This is a genomic window from Roseibium sp. AWQ4_290 (assembly GCF_056160985.1).
Map to the genome: position 1 here is coordinate 109,717 of NZ_JBSWYG010000004.1, position 21,391 is coordinate 131,107.

The window sequence follows — 21,391 nt, forward strand, 5'->3', positions numbered from 1 at the left end:
CACAGTCGCCGGATCAAAACCTTTCGAGAACCAATTCACCCTATCATTCTGTGGAATTCGAGCTATAACCCACACAAGGTGTGACCTTACGCCACCAAACCTAAAAAGAAGACTGGTCGTTGAAAATGCCGCGTATCCTGCTTGCTGAAGATGATAACGACATGCGCCGCTTCCTTGCCAAGGCACTGGAGAATGCCGGGCATGATGTCGTCTCGTTCGATAATGGCAGAAGCGCCTATGAGCGCTTGCGGGAAGAGCCGTTTTCCCTGCTTCTGACGGATATTGTGATGCCGGAGATGGATGGAATCGAGCTGGCCCGGCGGGCGACCGAGCTGGACCCGGATCTCAAGGTCATGTTCATCACCGGATTTGCGGCGGTCGCGCTCAATCCGGAATCGGACGCGCCGAAAGATGCCAAGGTGCTGTCCAAACCGTTCCATTTGAAGGATCTCGTGCAGGAAGTGGAGCGCATGCTGGCGGCCTGATGTCAGGCGCCTCGCAGGAGTTTGACTGGACTGGGGAAATTTTGACAGTTCGGTGAAAAAGGGGGGTTGCACTGGCGGAAGATCCCCGTTATATCGCACTCCACCACGGCGCGGCGGCGCCAACTACCGAGAAATTCGGGCGTGTAGCTCAGCGGGAGAGCACTTCGTTGACATCGAAGGGGTCACAGGTTCAATCCCTGTCACGCCCACCATTGTTGCGCTGAATGAAGGTTTCATGAAGCGCGGATTGATCAGAAGACAGGCGCAGGGCCTGCAGCTGCTTCTAGGATCGGTCAAGTCGATTGTGAGCGCCTCAGGCGCTCATTTGGTTTTAAAGTAGCAGGGCCCTTCAGGGGGACAGTGACATGAAGATCAAGAACTCGCTCAAAGCGTTGATGACCCGCCACCGCGACAACCGCATGGTGCGCCGCAAAGGCCGTGTTTACATCATCAACAAGAAAAACCCGCGCTTCAAGGCACGTCAGGGCTAAGCTCCTGCGCTGCGGCTCTTCGGGTCGGCCCGGAAAGTCCTTTGGCGCCAGATGGTTGTCTGATTGTAGATGACCGTTTCTGGCGCCAGACAAAAACGCGCACGAAGTTGTGTCAAATTCCCGGATTGACCGCCGCATTCAACGTCCCATAATCGTTGGATGCGGATTTTTGTGTTTACAGCCCTGATAGCTCTCATGCCTGCCCTTGCGGCGGCGCAGCCTGTTCCCGATCTTGGACCGGAAGTGGAACCGCCCTCCGTGGAGGATTTCAGTCCGTTGCCGGAAGACCAGCCGGAAGAAGGCGGTCAGGTGGCCGTCGACGAAGCGGACCCGGAAGAGGAACTGTCCCGGCTTGACGGACTCTTCTCCGATCTGGCCGAAGCCGATGATCCCTCCGCCGCCAAGAAAGTGGCGCGCGAAATCCAGCGGATCTGGATGGACTCCGGCAGTCCCACAGTGGATATCCTGATGTCCCGGGCAGGCAAGGCGATCCAGGCGGAAGACCTGTCTCTGGCCCTCGATTTGCTGGACGTGGTCGTGGTTCTCAAACCCTCCTATGCCGAGGGCTGGAACCGCCGGGCGACCGTCTTTTATATGCGTGAAGACTTCGGCAAGTCCCTGGTGGATATTGAACGCACTCTGGCCCTGGAGCCCCGTCATTGGGGGGCGCTTTCCGGGCTTGGCATCATTCAGCGCCGCCTCGGGTTTGAGGAGAACGCACTGGACACGTTCCGGCGGGCTCTGGACATCAATCCCGGCCTGGAGAATGCGGTCGAGTCGATTGAGGATCTGGAAAAAACCGCCGAGGGGGAACCGGCCTGAGACCGTCCGCCTTTCCGTCCAGCCAAGAGTAGTCCTCTGTCTCCGCCATGATCACGCTTGTTCTTCTGGCCGCCGCCCTTGCTCTATCTGGATATTGTTACACGTTGTTCAGGACCCGGCAGCTTGCAGCCCGGCTTCAGCCTGATGGCCAGTTTGCACAGATTGACGGGATCAAGGTCCACTATCATTATTACCCTTTGAGCAGGGAGGCCGGGAAGGGGGAGGCTGACGCCGGGCCCGTGCTGGTCTTTGTCCATGGGGCCAGCGGCAATGCCTATGATGCGCGGATGGCTTTTCTGGACCGGGTGAAGGGCCGCTATTCTGTGCTGTTTGCCGACAGGCCCGGGCTCGGATTTTCCGAGGCCATTCCCGGCCGGCATGACGTGCCGGCGGGGCAGGCAAAAGTGCTGGCCGGTCTTCTGGACTATTTGTGTATTTCGTCGGCGATTGTGATCGGTCATTCCTATGGTGGCGCGGTAACGGCGGCGCTTGGCCTTCTGGCGCCGGACCGGGTCAAGGGCCTTGCCTTTCTGGCGCCCGTCAGCCATGTCTGGCCCGGAGGCGTGACCTGGTATTACTCTTTGGCGTCCTGGCCGGTGATCGGGCCGCTGTTTTCCTGGGTGCTTGTTGTCCCGGCCGGGGAACGGCTGGCCGGGCGGTCCATGGATAATGTCTTCTTTCCCGATCCGGCCCCCAAGACCTATGCGCAGGAGATCCGCCTGCCGCTGCTGTTCCGGCCTGCCAGCTTTCAGGCGAATGCCCGCCAGATCGCCAGGCTGAAAGGGGTGATTGCCGAACAGTCCAAGCGCTACACTAGCCTGACCCAGCCCGCGCTTGTGGTGACGGGTACCGAAGACACGGTCGTATGGCCGTCGATCCATTGTGAGGGGCTGATCCGGGATTTACCGAACGCGCGGCTTCTTATGCTCGACAGGGCTGGCCACATGCCGCATCACACCCATGGCGAAACGATTGTCAGCGCTCTGGAGGAGTTGGTGGCGGCAGTCGTCTCAGAGGCTTCTGGAGGAAAAGCACCGGCAGGCGCTGCGCAAGGGCCCATACCCTCTGAAAGGGCCCGGAAGGTTCCGGAAAAGACTTGAGCCGCCCATGGGGCGGCTCGTCCTTCGGCAGGCCGGATGCTGATTTTTCAGATCTCAGATGCCGCCCTGGCCGTCATTGCCGACAAAGGCAATGCGCAGCATGTTGGTGGATCCGGGCGTTCCGAACGGCACACCGGCGGTCACGATCACGCGCTGGCCCGGCTTGGCGAAGCCTTCCGAAAAGGAGATCCGGCAGGCCCGGTCCACCATGTCTTCCTCGCTGGCGGCATCCTCACTGACAACGCAGTGGAGCCCCCAGCCGAGGGACAGGCGGCGGGCGGTGGCCAGAACCGGCGACAGAACGATCACCGGCGAGGACGGGCGTTCGCGCGAGGCGCGCAGGCCCGTGGCCCCGGAAGTGGTGTAACAGACCACAGCCGCCAGATTGAGCGTTTCGGCAATCTGGCGGGCCGCTGCGGAAATCGCATCGGCGCCGGTTGCTTCCGGCTCCGCCCGCTGGGCATCGATGATGGTGCGGTAGTTGGCGTCCTGCTCGACCTGCTGGGCGATCTTGTCCATGGTGGAAACGGCTTCCACCGGGAAGTCCCCGGCCGCCGATTCCGCTGACAGCATGACCGCATCGGCGCCTTCGAACACGGCGGTGGCCACGTCTGAGACTTCCGCGCGCGTCGGCACGGGGGAGGAGATCATGGACTCCAGCATCTGGGTGGCGACCACCACCGGCTTGCCGGCCCGGCGGCAGGCGCGGGTGATGCGTTTTTGCAGGCCTGGCACATGTTCCAGAGGCATTTCCACGCCCAGATCGCCACGGGCGACCATGATGGCGTCGGACAATTCAATGATTTCGTCCAGGCGGCCAATGGCCTGGGGTTTTTCGATCTTGGCCAGAACCCCGGCGCGGCCCCGGGTGATCTTGCGCACCTCGGCAAGGTCGTCCGGACGCTGAACAAAGGAGAGCGCGACCCAGTCCACCTTCTGGTCGAGGGCGGCGATCAGGTCCTTGTGGTCCTTCTCGGTCATGGCGCTGGTGGCGATTTCCGAATCCGGTACGCTGACGCCCTTGCGGTCCGACAGCTTGCCGCCGACAACCACCTCGGTCACGGCGCGGGTGCTGCTGGCCTCGGTCACTTTCAGCTGGATCTTGCCGTCATCCAGCAGCAGCCGGTGTCCCGGTTCCAAAGCCTTGAGGATTTCCGGATGCGGCAGATGCACCCGGGCAACGTCGCCGCCGGACGTGTCTGCATCGAGCGTGAAAGTGGCGCCGTTTTCCAGCTGCACCGGACCATCGGAGAAGGTGCCCACGCGCAGTTTCGGGCCTTGCAGATCTGCCAGAATGCCGATCGGCCGCCCAATAGTTTCCTCAACAGAACGAATGCGCTCAACGAGCATTTTCAGACGGTCATGGTCCGTATGGCTCATGTTGATGCGGAACACATCCGCACCGGAGCGATACAGTTTTTCAATGATGTCTTGTTCTGAGGAAGAGGGTCCGAGAGTTGCCAGAATTTTGACTCGCCGGTTTCGCCTCATCGCCCACCTGTCCCTTGTTGCACGGGTTCGGTGAGCTGGACCGTCCAGCTGCTTTGCTCCCCCGTGTCGATTTCAAAAAAGCCTGTCCGTTCGTACCCGCGCGCCACGCAGTCCTCAATTCCGCGGATGGTGAATTCCTTCTCCCGGGTGCACATGAAAGCGCGCCCCCCCCATTCGCCGAACTGGTCATAATCGACCGCGTAGATGTAGTAGTACCGCGACACAAGCGAGCCGGGGACCAGCGTTTCACAGGAGTTGGAGGCAAGATTCCACCAGCCCTCGGTGACCCAGTCCGCCTTGTCCTTGTAGCCAATGGCCACACCAACCTGACTGTCGGTCTTGTTGCAAAGCCTGAGATCGGCTTTCGCGGCGTTACCGGTTACGGAGAGAAACAGCAAGGTGAGGAAAGTGGCGGCACAGGTTCTCACAGGCGCGGCAACCCGAGCCCGAGACCACCCCTGGTACCCTTCCCCAACTTCAACCATATGCAGTCGTTCACTTTGCTGCTTTACTGACATTCGCTTTTTGCGTCGACAACAGGGTCTTGTCAACGCCGTTCGCCGGTTTAAGTGCGGGCGTTGCGCCAACCGGAATTATTAAAACTGCCCCGAAAAATTGCCCGCAGGACCCAGACTGTCACCTATGTGGCCAGAATTGGGGCGGGAACATGGCAGTTTCCGCCCGCAAAGAGGTTAGCCATGAATAAAGCGGTGACAAGTGGATTTCCTGCAACTGCAGATATTTGAATTCACAGACTTTTCCAAAGGCTGTCCCGAATTGTCCGGGCGTTCGAATCAAATCCTATCCAAAGACCGGTTTTGTGCATTCCGGCTTGGTTCCGGCAGCCGTTTGCCGTAAACCTGAGCGCCTTGAGCCGCGGGCCGCGCGCCCCTTTCCATGATGCCAGACAATGAGACAGACCGCAGCAATGCCAAGAGAGACCTCCGGCGACCTCTTTCAGCCCTATGAATATGTGCAAGGCGACTTGAGCGCGGGCGTGCTGCTTCTGTGCGATCACGCGCAGAACCGGGTTCCAACGGAATATGGTGATCTCGGTGTTGCGCCTGAGCAGTTCGAGCGGCATATCGGTTATGATATCGGTGCGCGCGCGCTTACGCTGGACCTGGCCCGGCGCCTGCAGGCTCCGGCCTGTCTGTCGACCTTTTCCCGGTTGTTGATCGACCCGAACCGGGGCGAGGACGACCCGACCCTGATCATGCGCCTGTCGGACGGAGCGGTGGTGCCGGGAAACGCCAAGGTGGACGCCAAGGAGCGGGCGCGGCGCATCGAACGCTTTCACAAGCCCTATCATGACCTGATCGATGCCACGCTGGACCGGATGCTGGAGGCTGGCCCGCCGCCGGTGATCATTTCCATGCACAGCTTTACCCCCGTCTGGCGAGGGGTGCCCCGGCCTTGGCATGTGACGGTGCTGTGGGACAGCGACCTGCGGGCGGTGGCGCCGATGCTGGCCGGGCTCAGGGCGCAGGAGGATCTTGTCGTGGGGGACAACGAGCCCTATGACGGGGCTCTCAAAAACGACACAATGTACCGGCACGCCACGCGCCGGGGTCTGGCGCAAGCGCTTCTGGAAGTGCGCCAGGACCTGATTGCGGACACCGCCGGTCAGGCCGCGTGGGCGGATCGGCTGGAACCGGTTCTGCGCCGGATCCGGGAGCGGCCCGAGTGCCGGAGCGTGCGCCATTTCGCTTCAAGGACGCAGACGGAGTGAACGGCAGGCCCGTTGGACGCAAGAAATGAGGGAGTTCGTGTGATGGATGAGCAGACGAAACTGGAATTGGAAGCAGCTGTGTTCCGGCGGCTGGTCGCCCATTTGCAAGGGTGTACCGATGTGCAGAACATCGACATGATGAACCTGGCCGGATTTTGCCGCAACTGCCTGTCCAACTGGTATCAGGATGCGGCCGGAGAAAAGGGCCTTGATCTGGACAAGGCGGCGGCGCGCGAAATCGTCTACGGCATGCCCTATGACGAGTGGAAAGCCCAATACCAGAGCGAAGCCACGGCCGAGCAGAAAGCGGCGTTCGAAAAGGCCAAGCCGCAGCACTGAGGCCGGGCCGCAACACCTGAAACGGGTCCTGTCGCGGGAGCGCCTGCTGTCGGGCCCGTGTGCTTGACGGGCTCGCTCAAGTCTGGCACGGCACGTCCCTAATTGGTTTCCCGGAGGGGCAGCTCATCTCCGGAACCTGTTTTGATCGAGAAAGAAGAAGAAGCAAGGAGTACGAAATTCATGTCCGATCCGGGTGGAGTGGCAGCCGATCAGCTGCGCGCCTTTGTGGAACGTATCGAGCGTCTGGAAGAAGAAAAAAAGGTGATTTCCGACGACATCAAGGATGTCTATGCGGAAGCCAAGGGCAACGGCTATGACGTGAAGATCCTGCGCAAGGTGGTGTCCCTGCGCAAGAAGCAGCCCCATGAGCGGGAAGAGGAAGAGGCCGTTCTCGACCTTTACCTGCACGCGCTTGGCATGGCTGGCGCAGCCGAAGGCTAAGCCGCCTATAAAGTTGTTCAGACCCGTCCGGCCTGCCCTCTAGAGGGCTCATGGGGCGGACCGCTTTCAAAGCCCCATCACCGGGTCTCCGGTGGCGGGGCTTTGTGTGTTTATGCTGTGGGGCGTGCGCCGGGCCGCTTACGGCTGGGGGCGAGATCGGACGCGAGCGTTAAAACAGGCCTTCGCGCATCATGCGGCGAAGGAGGAGGAAGAGGCCTTCCTTGGGCTCCAGCTTCCGGCTAGGTCTGTGGCTCACGGCTTTGAGCGGACATTAATGCAAGGCGCAGCGTAGGTCAGCTCTTAGTCCAAAATGACCAATGCTGCGTAGGGCGCGAATGTCTGGACTTCATTCACGTCATCTTGGAGGCTTCTAAATTGTAGGATACTCTTCCCATGGACTTCGAGAAATTTTGATAAGTTCATTTTAGGATGGTGGATTGCCTCACGCCAAATGACGAGAGCTTCGCTGGGCTATATTTCCCATTTTCTCGCCCCCTTGAGGTCGAAGCGGTCAAGCAAATGATGCTCGTATTCGATAGCGTCGGCTTTTTTGACCCTGTTGATGATGACCAGTGGCGAAGAAAGCTGCTGATTGACATGAAAGCTCGGCAAGGAGATGTATTTGACGAGTACAAAAATCTTGATGCCGCGCTTCCAATGCTCTTGGAAGAAGAGGCGATTAAAAAATACTCTACGGACATCCTAAGTAATGACGATCGCTTGTTGGCGTCGGCGGCTTCTTTGAGCGATCTAAATGACTCTAAATGGGTCGACTACGCAAATCGCCCACAAAAGTTTGAGATGCCCCACTCGATAGCCGATGACGGAAAAACGCCAACATGGTTTGCCTTTCGGCCAAAGCTACCAACGGATTTCATCGAAGGTTTAGAAGCATCACGTGACCTTTGCGATCAGCACCTGTTTGTGGACGGTGGGGATCGTTTCGCTTGGACTCTTTCCTATGCTGCGGGTTCGTCTATCGCAACGAACATGCATATTGCGGCGGCAGAGAAACTTAACTTGGCCCCCGTCACAGATAGTCCTCTTCATCATCGTCTTTTAGTGAGCAAGGCAGCAAACAGGGCTGCCGAGGAAGACATTTTTGGGGTCGAGGAGGTCGAAAGGAACTTGTCAGGGATCGTCACCTCCATGGTTCTCAAGTCTTTGGTGCCGCAATCAAGTCTGAAGGATGTCAGTTTCGAACAGATCATGCGATTTCGACAAGAGACGCGCGCGATACGGCATGAAGCTATTGCTGAAATTACTCAACTTACTCAAAGCCAATCACAACCAGCCAATGCGCGCGAACTACTTTCTATCTGTCGCGAAATCGAAACGGGTTTATTGCGGGACCTTCAAGCGTATCGAAACGAAATGATGAGCGTCAGAGATAAATTTTGGCCGAAGTTAGTTGAAGCCCCTGAGAAAAATCTTGCGGCCGGCGGGCTTGCAGCACTAGCACTGAGTTTCGTCGGGGTCCCGGGCGGCCTTTTGGTCGGCTCATTAGCAGCGGCTGGCCTTTCGTTGCTAAAATCTGGGCTCGATGTGCACGCTGAACGTCAGAAGATCATGCGCTCTAAGTCGCCGACGGTTGCGTTCCTTTCTAAGCTTCAAAGCTTTTCATGACGCTTAAGCAGACATTGATGCAACTGCACCGACGTCCGCTTCGTCCGCAGTATGGCCATTCGTTCCTACCGCAACAAATGACCGTTCTCCGCCCGATTGAGATCTTTGGCACTATCAAATGAATGTCTCAAATGTCCACCTCTCGCCAGTTCACGCCGGTTGAAGCGAACGGCAGGTGTCCGAAAAGGGCCCCGGCCCCGAGACAGTCGCCGTACCAGCTGAATGAAACGTGTCTGAAGGCAAAATCTGTGGTTTTGTGACTGGAACGATGGACGATCCCCTCACGGGCGGGGCGTGCGGACCTAAACGTACGATTTCGCCCCAAGGCGCGCGACGCCGCCAAACAGGCTCCAAACACGGCCTCTGGTGGCTCGTACCGGCCCGCCGGACGGCGTTGCACTGCTTGAACGGCCAACCAGGCCGTCCTGCGCAACGCGCCTTGCTTGCGAACCGGAACGTGCCATCAGATGGGGTCCTGTTAAGTGCGGTTGGTATAGGCGGCCTCTGCGTTGGCTTGACTTTGGCGCACGTGACCTGAAACTGGTCCTTCAGCTCTTGGGTGTGCCGTCCTTGGCCTGCATTCGAGTGGGAGAGCCGCATGGCCGTTGATATCAGTCAGGACCGTTTGAACCGGACACTTCGTCATGACCAGCCGGGCCGCGAATTTCAATATGTCGATGGCTCCCGCTGGGGAGAGCTGATCCTGCCAGCGCCTCGGGAGCGGCAGTCCCGTGCGGCGGCGCGGCTCAAGGTTCTTGCCGTAGCGGCCTTTCAGGTCGGTGAGCAGATGCTGCAGACGCTTCTCTCCCTTGAGCAGCAACGGCCCAAAGACCTTCAGCTGGTTGCGGTGTGCACGGACGATGCGGTCGAAGATGTGGCGAAAATCAGCAGGCGCCGCCGGGTCTGGCGCTTTTTCGAGCCCGAAGCGCGGTTCACGATGACGGAAGAGGTGATCGAGACAGGCCTGATGGCCGGGCTGCCGGTCTATACGGGAGAGTTGAAAATTGACTGGTTCCGCCGGCAGCTGTTGGAATGGACACCCGATGTCATTCTGGTCTGCGGTTGTGGCCAGCTTTTTGATGCGGAGCTTCTGGCAGTCCCCAGATTTGGGGTTATCAATTTTCATCCCGCTGATTTGCCCTCAGGCCATGGCGCTGGCGCGCAGCCCTATAGGGATCTTCAGGAGCGCAACGATCCCTGGACGCGCTGGACCGTCCACAAGATGACAACGGATCTTGATGCCGGGCCGCCTCTTGGAACGTCCTGTCCCATCTTTGTGGGAGACGCAAAAGGCCGGGTGACGGCTCCGGGGCAGGCTTTTCTGAAGCGGATGGCCATGTGTGTTCCGGCACTGACCACGATCTTGATCGACGATCTTTTGCGGTTTGAAGCGGTGCCTTCAAGCATCAACTTCCAGGCGCGCCTTGAAGAGGATCTGGTCAAACGTCTCGCTCAGCCTTTGTAATACATAGCGCAATACCGGCGGGCGCTTTTCTTCCATGCCTTTTGGGGCCATTGCTCCGCCCCCGCATCATAGGCTCAGGAGAGTGGCTGCCGGAATTGTGGTATGTAAGAAGTCCGGTCCGCGCGGGTGTGTTGGAACGGGCCAATCTTCCGTCAGCTGTCCGGCGGCCAGCGCTCCGGCTGGCAGAGCCAGAGGCCCTGCTCGCCCGGAACCCGGCCGGGCAGAAAGCGGGCCTTTCTGCACTTTGGTCCGCGCTGCGCACTGATCTTCACGAAGACCGCAGTCTTGCCTTTGAGGGAGGCCGCAGTGCTGGCCGGATAGGTGAGGTCATAGACACGGGCCCGGGTCAGCCGGGCGCGCAAGAGCGCAAGGCGGTCTTGCGCCAGAACCACAACATCCGGTCCCAGCCTGTTGATGGTCTCAACAGCAGCCTGAAGGGGCGCGTGTGCTGGTGCTGGCTCAGCAGATCCAAGAGGTGGATGCAGCAGGATGCTGGCAATCATTAGCGCGCCAAGTCCGGCGGCGAGACCTGCCCGTATGTGTTTCAGATGGTGTGAGACAGCCACGGCCAGAAGGGTGGTGACCGGCAGCAGATGGCGCAGGTGCTCAGGGTTCTGGAAGAGGAGGGTCCACAGGGCCGCCACCAGCAGGCTGGCCAGAAATGCCGCGGAGCGCCGGTCTTTGCCCCGGGGCAGATGGCAGCACAGGAGCAGGGCAGCATAGGGTAGAACAAGGCCGCCCAGAACAGCGCCATGGGTCAGGACCTGGGACCAGCCGCTGTGAGGGTGGCGGCTGAGGACCGTGTTGCCCCAGCCGAGCATATGACCTTCGAAAAAGCGCCAGCCTTCGGCAAAATAGCCCCAGCCTTCCAGCGCCATCAGAGCTAAGAGGGCGGGCAGCGCGGCGGCAAGGGCACCTGCACTGAGCGCCAGTGCCGTGCGCCGGGAGCTGGAGGCAATGGGAGCAAAGGCTGCGGCGAGAACCAGCCCGTCCGAGGGCCTTGCGGCGGCGGACAGGCCAAGGGCAAGGCCTGCCAGAAAGGTCTGGGCGTCTTCTTTCAGACCATTCGAAGCCCCGTCCGTCTGATCCGGCAACAGGGCAAAGAACATCAGAAAAAACAGCAGGCCGGTGCTGTCCGACAGGCCGGACAGTGCGGCAAGCGGCAAAAAAGGCTGGGCCAGAACCAGTGCAAAACACAGGGCAGCGCGGGCACCGGAGCGTGTCCAGCGCCAGGTGATCAGGGCTGCGGCACCGGGCAGGGCCAGTGATGTGAAGAGGCTTGTGCGGATCAGCGCTGCCGCCGGATCCGGCCAGACATGAAGGGCAAGACGGCCGAGGCCGACAAAGGCGGGATAGCCTGGAAAGTGGGGCGAATAATCGAGGATTGAAAACCGTGTCAGCGCCCTGGAAAAGAACAGCGCATCATCGCAGGACAGGTCGGGCGGCAGGGCGAGCAGGAAACGTGCGAGCCAGACGAGATAGGCCGCAGACGCGAGCGCAAGCGCGAGGGTCAGCCCTGCCTGAGTTCTTGCGCCCCCCATCGTCCTGAGGGACGCCACCCCGTGTGGCGGTCGCCCTTTGGGAGTGGGGGGTCCTTGTGACAGAAGGGTCTGCGTCACTTCTGGGGCGCGGCGCGCAGGGCGCTCAGGATCTTGTCATGGGCGGCGGCGAGGGCGGCAGGGTCTGGATCCTGTGCGCCATAGCCAAAAACGCCCGGCTTGCCGACCGCATCCAGCGCCTTTTGAAGCTCGGCGGAAATGGTCTGGCGGGTGTCTGCCGGAAGGTCTCCCTCAAGGGCGGAGAAAAAGGCCAGGGCGGATGCAATGAGGGTCGAGGCGGTCTGGTAGGTGGTGATGTTTTGGGAGGCGGAGGACAGGCGCCGGTCGATCTGGTCAATGGTGGCGCGCCGCAGTGCCGCCTTTGCGGCATCAGCGTTTTTCGCCGCCAGGGCCTTTGTGAAGGCCTCGGAAATGCCCGGGTCCCCCTTGAAACTCTCCTCGCCTTTTTCCAGAAGATCCAGATCCGGCTTGAAGGTGGCGGCGGCCTGTTCAGCCGCCGGCCAATCTCCGCCATTGACGGCGGCAAGAAAAGCCTCACGTCCGGCAATCAGAGGATCGGATTGGGGGGAGGCATAGGTATAGGCTTGTGCCGGGGCCACCGCCAAAAGGGTGAGGCTCAAAAGGGCGGCAAAGATCAGCTGGGGTCTCATGGGCAGGGTCCTTCCGGCCTCTGTTTCAGGCAATGCTTTCGGTTTCAATGACGACCCGTTCGTTGCGGTGATCGCGCACCGCCCGGCGCTGGTCCCGGCCGTCCAGCAGCGCCTCCGCTGCCATCTGGCCCATCTCCATGGCCGTGTCGGTGAAGACATAGCGGAAGCTGCCCTGCCGGCCGCATTGGGTCAGGTTTTCGATCTGGCCCAGATGGGCAAAGGCCCGCTCCCGCTCCAACTGATAGCCCTGGCGCATCAAGGGATAGGCCTTGGCCGCACGGGTGGAAAAATACTCGCCGCTGGCCATGGCCGGATCGATGCCCAACTCGGCCAGTTGCAGGCACAAGGTGGCAAAAAGCTGATCATCGGGCATTTCCCAAACCGCCTGTCCGGGGTTGCAGGGAATTTCCAGCATGATCGACGTTTTGCCGGGCGGAGCCATTTCGGCAGAGCGCCGCTTGGGTTCCTGAAGGCGGGTCGCCAGAATGTGCGGATCGGACAGATACTGCCAGGTGTTGGGGGAGATATCCTCCACATCCATCAGCATGTTGAAAAACCTCAGGCCCCGGAAGGTCAGCGCCGACTGGCCGCCGGTCAGCCGCACCATGTCGGGCAGGGGAACTGTCGAAATCACCGCATCGCAGGCCAGACAGCCGTTTTCGGTCTCCACCTTGCTGATCCTGTTCCCGCTCATCTGAAACCCGGTCACGCCGGTTCCGGTCCGGATGTCTGCCCCCAGCGCTTCCACATGCCGGGCGAGGCGGTCAAACAGCATGCCGAACCCGAGGCGCGGATAGCGGTAGGTTCTGGCATAGGTGCGCAGACCCTTGCCGCTGCCGGGCAGAAGGCGGCGGGCGACGTCCTTCAGATCGATCAGGCTGATACGCTGTTCGGCCCAGTCGCCGGAGAGCTCGGACGGGGGAATGCCCCAGAGCTTTTCCGTGTAGCCGGCAAAAAACCGCTTGTAGAGCGTTGGCCCGAACCGCGCCTTTGTCCAGGTTTCAAAATCCGCCGTCCCGTCCGGTTGCTCCCGTGTGAGCAGCTTTCCGGCAAGATCGCCTGCAGCCCCTGCCAGAAGAGAGGGCGGCGCCGTTGCCAGAAGGTTCCCGATTGACAGGGGATAGTCATAGGTGCGCCCGCCCAGCCGGATGACGGAGCGCCGTTCGGCATAAAGAAGATCAGCGCCCACCAGAGTTTCCACCAGGTTCAGCAGGTCCTGGTTGCTGGTGATGAAGCGATGGCCGCCAAAGTCAAACCGGTAGCGCCCGGCCTTGCCGTCAAACACCGTCGTGCCGCCAAGCCCGCCGGTGCCATCGCGCTTTTCCAGCACCGTGACAGCTGTCCCGGCCCTGGCAAGTGTATAGGCAGCCATCAGACCGGACGGTCCGGCTCCGATCACCACCACATGGCGCAGGGAACTTGGGCGGGCGGGCCCGGACTTTGGGGGCGTCAGCATCAGGCTCTCATGCGTTTTTGGGGGTGGCTGAAGTGGCATAGGCGCGGTGCCACAGGGTCAATGACAGGCTCAAGAACCCGAACCAGACTGCAAACTGCAGCGGGCTGGGCGAAGCGGAATAGCCGAACAGCCCGCGCAGAAACTGGCCCACCCCGCTCGTGTCCGGCAGCACTGCAGAGAGGTCGAAAAGGGGTGTCAGCGGGCCGGGCAGATAGCCAAGCCCCTGGAAGATATTCGTTGCAGACGACAACAGGCCAGCAGCAATGAACAGGATCAGAAAGCTGGACCAGCGGAAAAAACGTCCAATGGGCAGATGGCGTGTGCCCCGCATCATCAGCCATACCAGCAGGGCTGCAAGCCCGGCCCCCAAAGCGCCCCCGGTCCAGGAAATCTCAACCCCGGAAAACATCAGTGCGGACAGGAACAGGATGGTTTCCATAAATTCGCGCCAGACGGAGACAAAGGCCAGAAAGGCGATGCCGATGACATTGCCGGTGGAGATATAGTCCCGCAAATGCGCCTTGGCCGAGCCGGTCATTTCCCGAGCCTGTTTTTCCATCCACACAGCCATATAGGTCAGGACAGCGGCGGCGAGCAGCATGATCGCGCCGGTCAAGATCAGGCGATAGGTCTTGCTGTAAAACTCGTTGACGGCGAATTCGAACGCGAAGGCGGCGGCAAGGGCAACGATGGCTCCGGCAAGGGCGCCGGCAAAGATCCAGACCGCGTACCGCCCCGCTTCCAGCTTGCGCAGATAGGCCAGCAGAATGCCGATCAGAAGGAAGGCTTCAAGGCCTTCGCGGAAGACAATCAAAAACGTTCCGATCATGGTTCACGGCCTTCCAGGATTTGGGTGACATGCTCCAGCTCGATGGCTTCCGGAGGCGGCATTTCGGGGAAACGTTCGCGGACTAGATCCGTAACCTTTTGAGGGAATGTCCGGAACATCAGTTTCGCTTCGACCTTGAGGGGATACCGGGCCGAGGCCGGCACCTTGTAGAGTTCATCGCGGAACCCGCCGGGGGGGATGCGCGTGTCCTGAAGCATTTTCCGGTGCTCCCAGAATTTTAACAGCAGGTGATGGCCCTTGGCATCGCCGAAAACATCGCGGAACAGATGGGCGTCCGGATCCAGAGTTCCGTCCGAAGCCAGTTTGCCGGAGTGCACCACTTCCTTGCCCGTGGCGTCCCAGACGCTCACATCCAGCCAGAGCTGACGGAAATCGGAAACGCCGGTCGGCAGATTGTGGCCTGCGCCCACATTCTTGACCCGCACCACCACATCGCCGCTGCCATCTGCTTCTGCCTTGAAAGAGGTCTCCAGCTCCGCAGCGCTCTTCAAGTGTTCGATTGTCATCCGGCGGCGCTCCGGGCTGCGCAGCCCGGCCAGATGATATTGGGCCCCGACAAAATTGTGCGACCGGTAGCGGGGCGAGACGGGGCCGCCATCGGTGGCAATGCCCGGCGCCGGATCGCTGCCGGTGACATTCAGGCTCATGTGGCAGTCATTGCAGGTGGTGGAGGCGGCCGGATTGTCTCTGTCGTGATACGGTGAGGCGAGCCATTCGGAGTAGGTGGAGGTGGTTTGCGCGCCTAAGCCGGGGGTGAATTCCTCGTGGCAGGCGGAACAGAATTCCGGGCCTTTCAGGGCTGGCGGGCTGAAGGAGCGGGCATGTTCTTCCGGCTCTGCCCGGATCGCCCGCTCGGCCAGCCAGCGCACCGCCGGAGAGGAGGAGGCTTCTCCTGGATAGGTTTGCCGGTCTTTCAAGGAGATCTGGAGACTCGCGTTGCCGCCGCCGGTTGGGCCCGCCAGTTCCACTTTTTTCGTGCGGTGGCAGAAGACGCAGCCTGTGCCCTCGTCAATGGCATGAACATAGTGCTTCAGCCGTGCCTCAAGTGCCTTGCCGTCCGTTTCAAACAACTGGGCAACGCCCTGGCCGCCACCGGTCTTGCGTTTGCCCGACAGCAGCGCCTGGGGCGCATGGCAGCCCATGCACCAGACCCGGAAGGGCTCGCCAATCGATTTCGCAGCCAGGTCTTCCAAAACCACATAATAAGGATTGGACTCGCCCATGAGACGGTGCATCGAGCCAGTCCATTCCTGATAGATTTTGCTGTGGCACGTGCCGCAAAGGGCCGGATTGATCCAGTCCTTGTGATCGACCGCTCCGGAGCCGTCTTCCCCGCGCAGCCATGTGGACAGGAGTGGCAGATTGTAATCCGAGGTCACATAGGCATGCAGATCCCGCATCCTTGCGGCAACCTCCGGCGGCGGGTTGTCCGGGTCGATTTTTGGTGAAGTGCTTTGGGGATCTGCACCCATGCCGCCCTGGGTCTGCTGGGCCATGCGGATATATTCGCCAACGAAATTGCCGCTGACGAAGGATTTGAGACTGAAGTGGCCCGGAACGGCGTTCCGGGTGATGTCCCGGGACGTGTCCCGGAAAAGCGCACCATTGGTGTAGTTGAACCCGGTCAAATGGCAACTGGCGCAGCTCATCCAGTTGCGCCCGGCCATGGGCGCGTCGGGAAAGGCTGCGGTTTTGGCAAGATGAAACAGCCTCAAGCCCCGGCGCAGATGCGGGTCAAGCGGGTCCTTGCTGACCAGTTTTGCAAAGCTCGGGCTGGTGACGGACATTTGCGAAAACGGTCCGCCGCCGCCTGCGGAGATCAGCGAGAGGTCAAGGCCCATGGCGTTCTGGATCAGAATATCGTTGCCATCCACCACGATCCCGCGCGGGTTCTCACCCGGCAGGGCAAAGACTTTGGAGGCCATGGCGCCGAGCGTGCCGCTTTTGGCATCTTCGTCCCCAGAGGCTTTGGGAGCGCGGGACAGATCAAAGATCACCAGGTCCTCGCTCCCGGCCATCACCGCATAGACCTTGGAGCCGTCTTCCGAAAAGGCCGCGTCATAAGGGTTTGACACGATCCGCTGGACATTGCCCGCGTCAATCACGTTGATCTGCGCAAACAGCTGTTTGCGCCGGTTGACCAGCTCGTGCTCCTTGCCCTGTTCCAGCCAGAGCACGGAGAGCGCGGGAAAGAGGTTGGTCTGAAACTGGAAGGGATGGGTGAAGTTCCAAAGGTGGTGCGGCAGCCAGGCCTGTTTCAGATCCGGGCTCAGCACGATCCGGTCGAGCGCTCTCGGGACCCCTTGGGACTTTGTTGGATCGGCATTGGTGCTTTTGGCCAGTCGGATGGTCTTTTCAAGCCTGGGCGGCAGCACCATTGTGTCATAGATCGACACTGCGCCGGTCAGCGCATGGGTGATCAGCAGGCGGCCATCGGGCAGCAGCGCAAGCCCGCGCGGTGTGTCTTCCACATTCAGCGTCACCTTGATCCGGGCATCCGTGTCGAGCCCGTAAAGGGTGTGGCTTTCTCCCGCGCTCACCCAGAACAGCTGATTTCTGGCATCGAAGATCACCCCATAGGGTTTGCTGGCCAGGTGGCGGGACGCCTTTGTCTTCAGGGTTTTGGAATCCAGGATATGCACCATGTCGCCGCCATGGTCGGTAACGGCGAGCAGGGTCTCGTCGTCATTGAGGGCGACGGTGCGGATCTCCCGTCCAAGCTGGGCCTCGCCGAGCAGCTTGCCGTCCTTGCGGCGGATTTTCGACACTGAGCCTGCCTCGAAATTGGCACTGTAGAGAACGGATTTGTCCGCACTCAACAAAAGCGATGTGCTGGCGATTGCCTTTGAAGGCGCTGCCGGGGTTGCGTGAAGCTCGCTGCCGGCGGAGGAGAGAGCCATCATCGCCGCGGTCAGGGAGGTCAGTCCAAGACGGCGGAGCAGGGTGCGCAAGGTGCTGCGGGGCCAGGAATGCCACAGCACCACGGCCATCAGTGGCACGGCCAGAAGAAGATGAATGAGATGGGCGGCGGTGCCGATGGCCGAGAAATTCTCGCCAATGAACAACAGCCATGCGCCGCAGAGCACCATGACCAGCAACAGGATTTCGATGGTCCGGCCGGTGCGGCGGAACCGGGGGCGCCGGCTGGCGGCCAGATGGCCCCGGTGCAGGGCCCAGAAGATGAGAATGACGGCTGGAAACAGCACGAGTGCAGCGGCCAGATGAACGGTCAGCGCCCAGCGTTTCATAACCCAGGGCACGTGGGTGTATTCGGTGATCATCAGGCCGGTGGCCAGCAACAGCACAAGACAGGCTTCCACCGGACGGATGAGTTTCATGGACAAACGGGCGAGGCTGCGCAGCCTGCGCTGGAAGGGGGAAGGTGCACCGGAGCGGGACAAAGGCTGCGCATCAGCCGCCGGCCGGGTCCGGGGCTGATGCCGTGTGCCGGATTGCGCTCCGGTTGGTGCCGGGTTGGATGTCAAGGCCTCGTCCACGCGGTTCAATCCAGCTTGTCCTCTCCCAGATGGCCGGCGGCCCGGCCATCTGCCCAATATGCGCCGGTGTCCGGCCTAGTTCGCAGGGCTTATCTCGACCTTGGAAGCCATGACGGCTGCCGTGCCGTTCGGGCCGCCTGCAAAGGTGACCGATTTCACGCCGTTTTCGTTCACATCACCGGTATCATTCTTGGCGGTCATGTGTTCACCGGTGTCGTTCAGCCATTCGGCCAGCTGCAGCTTCAGCGCAACGGTCTTGAACCAGGCCGCATAGCGCTCGGACAGATGGGCAAGGCTGAGCTTCGGATCTGAGGGATCCGAGCGTGAAACAAGGTTGAGCATCAACTCGCGAAGGCCCCCGCTGACAACTCCTGCTGTTCTCGGATCAACGTCGAACGATGATCCCGGATGATTGTTAAATATACCGAGTGCGGGATCGAAGAAATGGGCTTCTGCGGCCAAATAGAGAGATTTTGCTGCGTCGCGGTATTTTTCGTCTCCCGTTGCCAGATATGCGGCGCTGAGCCCGCGCAGGGCCGCGAACTGGGCCAGAAGCGAGTGGGTGCCGGACGGGCCCTTGACCGTGTCATAGCTGTCGGAGATCAGGCCCTCCTTGCCGATCAGCTTGGTGAGCATGAAATCGGCTTCGGACCGGATCGCCTTCAGCGCCTGTTTGCCTTCCGCTGTTTCCAGGGACTTGCCGCTGCTGGCCGAGGCGTAGCCCACCGGCAAAGCGTCAATTGCCCGCTCATAGATGCGCAGGGCCACCATGGCATAGGCCGCGTCATAGGTGGTGCTTTTGGTGCCCTGTTTGCCGTCTTTCCAGGTGTCGAGGAAAATGCCGTCCTTTTTGTCGTAGTTCAGGGTCAGAAGGTTTTGCGAGGTCAGGCGGGTCAGTTCCTGCACGATGGTGAAAGGATCATCCGCCGGTTTTTTGGCAAACGGGCCGGTGCCGAGATTTTCCTTCGGAGCGGCCGGGAAGGGGGCGCCATCAAAGACGGCCTCAAATTCCGGTTTTTTGTTGTGATTGACCGTGCGCTGATCGGCAAAGCCGTAGAATTCGCCGAGTGGCCACAGCATGGACCAGAGCGAGCGCAGGCTGGAGCTGCCGTCTTCCACTGTGGCCTTGCCGACTGCTGAGACGCCGTTTTTCCGGGTCATGTCCACATGGATGCGGTTGGGGAACCAGACCGGAGAGGCGCTGGCATCATAGTCCACCGGGATTCTGGCGCCCAGTTTTGTGCCGTCATAGGCAAACTGATCACGCATCATTGTCAGCGCGTCCCAGGAAATTTCCGTCAGCATGTTTCCGTTGAAGCCGTCCGAGCCGACATCGCCAAGAGCGATATCCGGGTCCTTGTCTGCCTGGGGGCCGCTGACATTGTCCAGGGCCTCATCCGTGGACACTTTATGCATCTGGCGCATGTAATCCTGGGCCCAAAGCACGTCTTTCAAAAGACCCATGCCGGCGGTTTCCGGCGTAAAGGCATGAACAGCGCCCTGACCGGTCCAGCGCAGGGTCTTGTAGTCGCGGAAATAGGCCGGCAGCACCGCCTGGATCGATCTGGCATGGCCGGCATCCGTGAGCACATCCATCGGTGTTGTGGCCTGAACCGCTACGTCCACCGGCTTGGCGAATTGCGGCGTGCTTTTGGGAAAGGGGAACGTGATCGGATAGAAATTTTGCGGCAGGTCGGCAGGTGTTTCCCCCGCTGCAGCTGCCAGATCCACCACCCGCTTGCCAAGCGCTTCCATAGGGTTGCCCTTGCCAGCCCGCTTGAGGTTGACCGGGCCATTGGCCAGATGTGGACCCAGGCCAGACTTGTAATAGACCGAGTACATGGCCTCTTCGGACATTTCATAGGACAGGATCCCGGCGCTGAAATCGAACGGATCCGGCTTGTTGGCCTGGTCCGGGTCGAGAACGTCGAGATTGAGGCCAAGCCCTTCCGCGAGCGGCTCGCCGGACAATTCATATTCCACATAGGCGAAAAAGCCGGCAGGCGTGTCCCAGGACCCGTCGATGACCTTTGACGTGACATCCTGCGCCTGGGCCTGGGTGCCAAGCGTGAGGGCGGCTGATCCGATCAGCACATGGGCGAGTGACTTTGTGATTCGTGACATCGGGCTACCTTTGAATTTGGACGGAACCGGACCTGAAGCGGCGCGGCTCCTGGCGCCTCAGCGCCGGAGTTTCAAGACATGCGCGGTCTTGCAGAAGACCGGCTGCGGGCGGCACAGGGGTCAATCGGCAGGTCTGCCAGGGTATTGTTTTGCAGGGGGATTGGCGGGAGGGCTTTTGGATGCGGCTATGGGGCTGGGCGGTGTCCCGCAGGAGCGGGAACGGTGCTTTCAGGCGAGAATGCAAAGTTGGGCATGTGATCCGGGCAAGGGCTTGGGAGCACCCTTTTTGTGTTAAAAACCCTGCGGGCAGCACGTCAGGTCCAAAAGGACTGGCGCACGTCCGCACGTGATCTATGTTCGCCATAGTATTCGCTCCAACCCGAACAGGAAGCACAAGACCGGAGACCCCGGCCCAATAACGGTATGTGTGAAGACATGACTGGCGGTGGCGAACCCCGGTCAAAGCCCCGACCGGGAGACATGTGCAACGATTACGTTCCCATACATGTGGAGAGGGCTATGCAAGGTCAAATTAACTTCTGTTCAGAATTGATCCGGTGCACGGTCGGGGTTTATTTTCCGGCAAATAATGACGTTAAGTAAATTTAAGAAGTGCCAAAACTTTTCTAGGGTGTCTTCTGACAAAAAGGTCCGGCCGGATATTGCACTTTGGGTGTGATCCGCGCGCCGCCTGACCGGCATATTGTCAAGACTGAACCCGGCTGCCAGCTAATTATGAACGATGGAGGGGACAGCGCCTCTGGAACGGATGGGCTCTTGAAGCCGTTTTCTGCAGAATTTCCGGATGAGTGGGCCTTTCCAGCTTCTATTTGCTGCGAGAAGCCCTTCGCACTCTTTTAGAGTATCGCTCGATCCGCAGCGCTTTGCGGGCCTTGATCGCTTCAAAAAAAATCTGCCTGAACCTGTTTTGTGCAACGGCGGCCAAAGCCTCCATCTCGCCCAAGGGAAACCCGCGCCGCTGGGAAAAGGTCAAGCTGACAAAGATCCGCCGTCCGGCTCTGCAGGTTCTCCGGTTCTTCCGCGTTGTCAAAAATAAACTTGAAACTTTTAGTCAAGTTTAATACCCAAGTGGCCTAAGGTTCCGCCAGCCCAGACCGGGAGGTCCGGGTCAGCCCAAATATCCCGAATGTTCAGAACCTTTGACAAGGCACGGTCCGCGTTTGCGGTCCGGCCGGGTTTTGCATGCGCCGGTGCGCGCGACGGACAAGGCAGGCGGCAGAAGGTCAACAGATTGAGGAGACG

Annotated in this window: 18 protein-coding genes and 1 tRNA gene; 11 read left to right on the plus strand and 8 right to left on the minus strand. The window is 60.2% G+C overall.

Going from position 1 to position 21,391, the window contains the following annotated elements; genetic code table 11:
* Nucleotides 1–125: 125 nt before the first annotated feature.
* The 5 genes from cpdR (at nt 126) to ACXAH0_RS05585 (ending at nt 2,898) form a co-directional block, all read left to right on the plus strand.
* Complete coding sequence (cpdR, locus tag ACXAH0_RS05565) at nt 126–485, plus strand: cell cycle two-component system response regulator CpdR (RefSeq protein WP_006932209.1); 360 nt, start codon at nt 126–128, stop codon at nt 483–485.
* Between the two features lie 137 nt (nt 486–622).
* Nucleotides 623–697 (plus strand) — tRNA-Val (locus ACXAH0_RS05570).
* A 153-nt stretch (nt 698–850) separates the two neighbouring features.
* Nucleotides 851–976, plus strand: coding sequence for a type B 50S ribosomal protein L36 (gene ykgO / locus ACXAH0_RS05575; protein ID WP_006932207.1), 126 nt, complete (start codon nt 851–853; stop codon nt 974–976).
* Nucleotides 977–1,171: 195 nt separating this feature from the next.
* Entirely contained in the window at nt 1,172–1,798 is a 627-nt protein-coding gene (locus tag ACXAH0_RS05580; protein ID WP_475189622.1) for a tetratricopeptide repeat protein, read from the plus strand.
* Nucleotides 1,799–1,845: 47 nt separating this feature from the next.
* A complete protein-coding gene (locus tag ACXAH0_RS05585; protein ID WP_475189624.1) occupies nt 1,846–2,898 on the plus strand; it encodes an alpha/beta fold hydrolase in 1,053 nt (350 codons plus the stop codon).
* Nucleotides 2,899–2,952: 54 nt separating this feature from the next.
* On the opposite strand, the gene pyk is transcribed toward ACXAH0_RS05585, so the two are convergent.
* Together pyk and ACXAH0_RS05595 are read right to left on the minus strand one after the other, a co-directional pair.
* On the minus strand, nt 2,953–4,389 hold the full coding sequence (gene pyk, locus ACXAH0_RS05590; RefSeq protein ID WP_475173516.1) for a pyruvate kinase: 1,437 nt from the start codon (nt 4,387–4,389) through the stop codon (nt 2,953–2,955).
* Nucleotides 4,386–4,817 carry a DUF1036 domain-containing protein gene (locus ACXAH0_RS05595; protein ID WP_475189626.1) on the minus strand — a complete coding sequence of 144 codons (432 nt, stop codon included), beginning with the start codon at nt 4,815–4,817 and terminating at the stop codon, nt 4,386–4,388. The genes pyk and ACXAH0_RS05595 overlap by 4 nt, the downstream gene beginning before the upstream one ends.
* A gap of 482 nt (nt 4,818–5,299) precedes the next feature.
* Between ACXAH0_RS05595 and ACXAH0_RS05600 the strand changes: the two genes are divergently transcribed.
* From ACXAH0_RS05600 to ACXAH0_RS05620, 5 genes are all read left to right on the plus strand, one after another.
* Nucleotides 5,300–6,121 (plus strand): N-formylglutamate amidohydrolase, encoded by an 822-nt coding sequence (locus ACXAH0_RS05600; RefSeq protein ID WP_475173521.1) that lies wholly within the window; start codon nt 5,300–5,302, stop codon nt 6,119–6,121.
* A 42-nt stretch (nt 6,122–6,163) separates the two neighbouring features.
* Nucleotides 6,164–6,460, plus strand: coding sequence for a DUF1244 domain-containing protein (locus ACXAH0_RS05605; RefSeq protein ID WP_475189628.1), 297 nt, complete (start codon nt 6,164–6,166; stop codon nt 6,458–6,460).
* Between the two features lie 180 nt (nt 6,461–6,640).
* Nucleotides 6,641–6,901 (plus strand): DUF2312 domain-containing protein, encoded by a 261-nt coding sequence (locus ACXAH0_RS05610; RefSeq protein ID WP_475173525.1) that lies wholly within the window; start codon nt 6,641–6,643, stop codon nt 6,899–6,901.
* Nucleotides 6,902–7,420: 519 nt separating this feature from the next.
* Nucleotides 7,421–8,527: a hypothetical protein gene (locus tag ACXAH0_RS05615; protein WP_475189631.1), complete on the plus strand. Its 1,107-nt coding sequence runs from the start codon at nt 7,421–7,423 to the stop codon at nt 8,525–8,527.
* Nucleotides 8,528–9,125: 598 nt separating this feature from the next.
* Entirely contained in the window at nt 9,126–9,992 is an 867-nt protein-coding gene (locus tag ACXAH0_RS05620) for a formyltransferase family protein (RefSeq protein ID WP_475189633.1), read from the plus strand.
* Between the two features lie 152 nt (nt 9,993–10,144).
* On the opposite strand, the gene ACXAH0_RS05625 is transcribed toward ACXAH0_RS05620, so the two are convergent.
* From ACXAH0_RS05625 to ACXAH0_RS05650, 6 genes are all read right to left on the minus strand, one after another.
* On the minus strand, nt 10,145–11,533 hold the full coding sequence (locus ACXAH0_RS05625) for a hypothetical protein (RefSeq protein ID WP_475189635.1): 1,389 nt from the start codon (nt 11,531–11,533) through the stop codon (nt 10,145–10,147).
* 74 nt (nt 11,534–11,607) lie between these two features.
* Entirely contained in the window at nt 11,608–12,201 is a 594-nt protein-coding gene (locus tag ACXAH0_RS05630; protein WP_475189638.1) for a hypothetical protein, read from the minus strand.
* Between the two features lie 25 nt (nt 12,202–12,226).
* Complete coding sequence (locus ACXAH0_RS05635; RefSeq protein ID WP_475189640.1) at nt 12,227–13,657, minus strand: FAD-dependent oxidoreductase; 1,431 nt, start codon at nt 13,655–13,657, stop codon at nt 12,227–12,229.
* Between the two features lie 7 nt (nt 13,658–13,664).
* Entirely contained in the window at nt 13,665–14,486 is an 822-nt protein-coding gene (locus tag ACXAH0_RS05640) for an FTR1 family iron permease (RefSeq protein WP_475189642.1), read from the minus strand.
* Nucleotides 14,483–18,013 (minus strand): hypothetical protein, encoded by a 3,531-nt coding sequence (locus tag ACXAH0_RS05645; protein ID WP_475189644.1) that lies wholly within the window; start codon nt 18,011–18,013, stop codon nt 14,483–14,485. The genes ACXAH0_RS05640 and ACXAH0_RS05645 overlap by 4 nt, the downstream gene beginning before the upstream one ends.
* Before the next feature lie 66 nt (nt 18,014–18,079).
* Complete coding sequence (locus ACXAH0_RS05650; protein ID WP_475189645.1) at nt 18,080–20,128, minus strand: hypothetical protein; 2,049 nt, start codon at nt 20,126–20,128, stop codon at nt 18,080–18,082.
* Between the two features lie 809 nt (nt 20,129–20,937).
* On the opposite strand from ACXAH0_RS05650, the gene ACXAH0_RS05655 reads away from it, so the two are divergent.
* Nucleotides 20,938–21,210 carry a hypothetical protein gene (locus ACXAH0_RS05655; protein ID WP_475173548.1) on the plus strand — a complete coding sequence of 91 codons (273 nt, stop codon included), beginning with the start codon at nt 20,938–20,940 and terminating at the stop codon, nt 21,208–21,210.
* The last annotated feature ends 181 nt before the right edge of the window (nt 21,211–21,391 follow it).

Excerpts from the sequence above, each read along its gene's own strand:
- cpdR (WP_006932209.1), top strand. The coding sequence starts at position 126 with ATGCCGCGTATCCTGCTTGCTGAAGATGATAACGACATGCGCCGCTTC.
- ykgO (WP_006932207.1), top strand. The coding sequence starts at position 851 with ATGAAGATCAAGAACTCGCTCAAAGCGTTGATGACCCGCCACCGCGAC.
- ACXAH0_RS05580 (WP_475189622.1), top strand. The coding sequence starts at position 1,172 with ATGCCTGCCCTTGCGGCGGCGCAGCCTGTTCCCGATCTTGGACCGGAA.
- ACXAH0_RS05585 (WP_475189624.1), top strand. The coding sequence starts at position 1,846 with ATGATCACGCTTGTTCTTCTGGCCGCCGCCCTTGCTCTATCTGGATAT.
- pyk (WP_475173516.1), bottom strand. The coding sequence starts at position 4,389 with ATGAGGCGAAACCGGCGAGTCAAAATTCTGGCAACTCTCGGACCCTCT.
- ACXAH0_RS05600 (WP_475173521.1), top strand. The coding sequence starts at position 5,300 with ATGAGACAGACCGCAGCAATGCCAAGAGAGACCTCCGGCGACCTCTTT.
- ACXAH0_RS05605 (WP_475189628.1), top strand. The coding sequence starts at position 6,164 with ATGGATGAGCAGACGAAACTGGAATTGGAAGCAGCTGTGTTCCGGCGG.
- ACXAH0_RS05610 (WP_475173525.1), top strand. The coding sequence starts at position 6,641 with ATGTCCGATCCGGGTGGAGTGGCAGCCGATCAGCTGCGCGCCTTTGTG.
- ACXAH0_RS05615 (WP_475189631.1), top strand. The coding sequence starts at position 7,421 with ATGATGCTCGTATTCGATAGCGTCGGCTTTTTTGACCCTGTTGATGAT.
- ACXAH0_RS05620 (WP_475189633.1), top strand. The coding sequence starts at position 9,126 with ATGGCCGTTGATATCAGTCAGGACCGTTTGAACCGGACACTTCGTCAT.
- ACXAH0_RS05625 (WP_475189635.1), bottom strand. The coding sequence starts at position 11,533 with ATGGGGGGCGCAAGAACTCAGGCAGGGCTGACCCTCGCGCTTGCGCTC.
- ACXAH0_RS05630 (WP_475189638.1), bottom strand. The coding sequence starts at position 12,201 with ATGAGACCCCAGCTGATCTTTGCCGCCCTTTTGAGCCTCACCCTTTTG.
- ACXAH0_RS05635 (WP_475189640.1), bottom strand. The coding sequence starts at position 13,657 with ATGCTGACGCCCCCAAAGTCCGGGCCCGCCCGCCCAAGTTCCCTGCGC.
- ACXAH0_RS05640 (WP_475189642.1), bottom strand. The coding sequence starts at position 14,486 with ATGATCGGAACGTTTTTGATTGTCTTCCGCGAAGGCCTTGAAGCCTTC.
- ACXAH0_RS05650 (WP_475189645.1), bottom strand. The coding sequence starts at position 20,128 with ATGTCACGAATCACAAAGTCACTCGCCCATGTGCTGATCGGATCAGCC.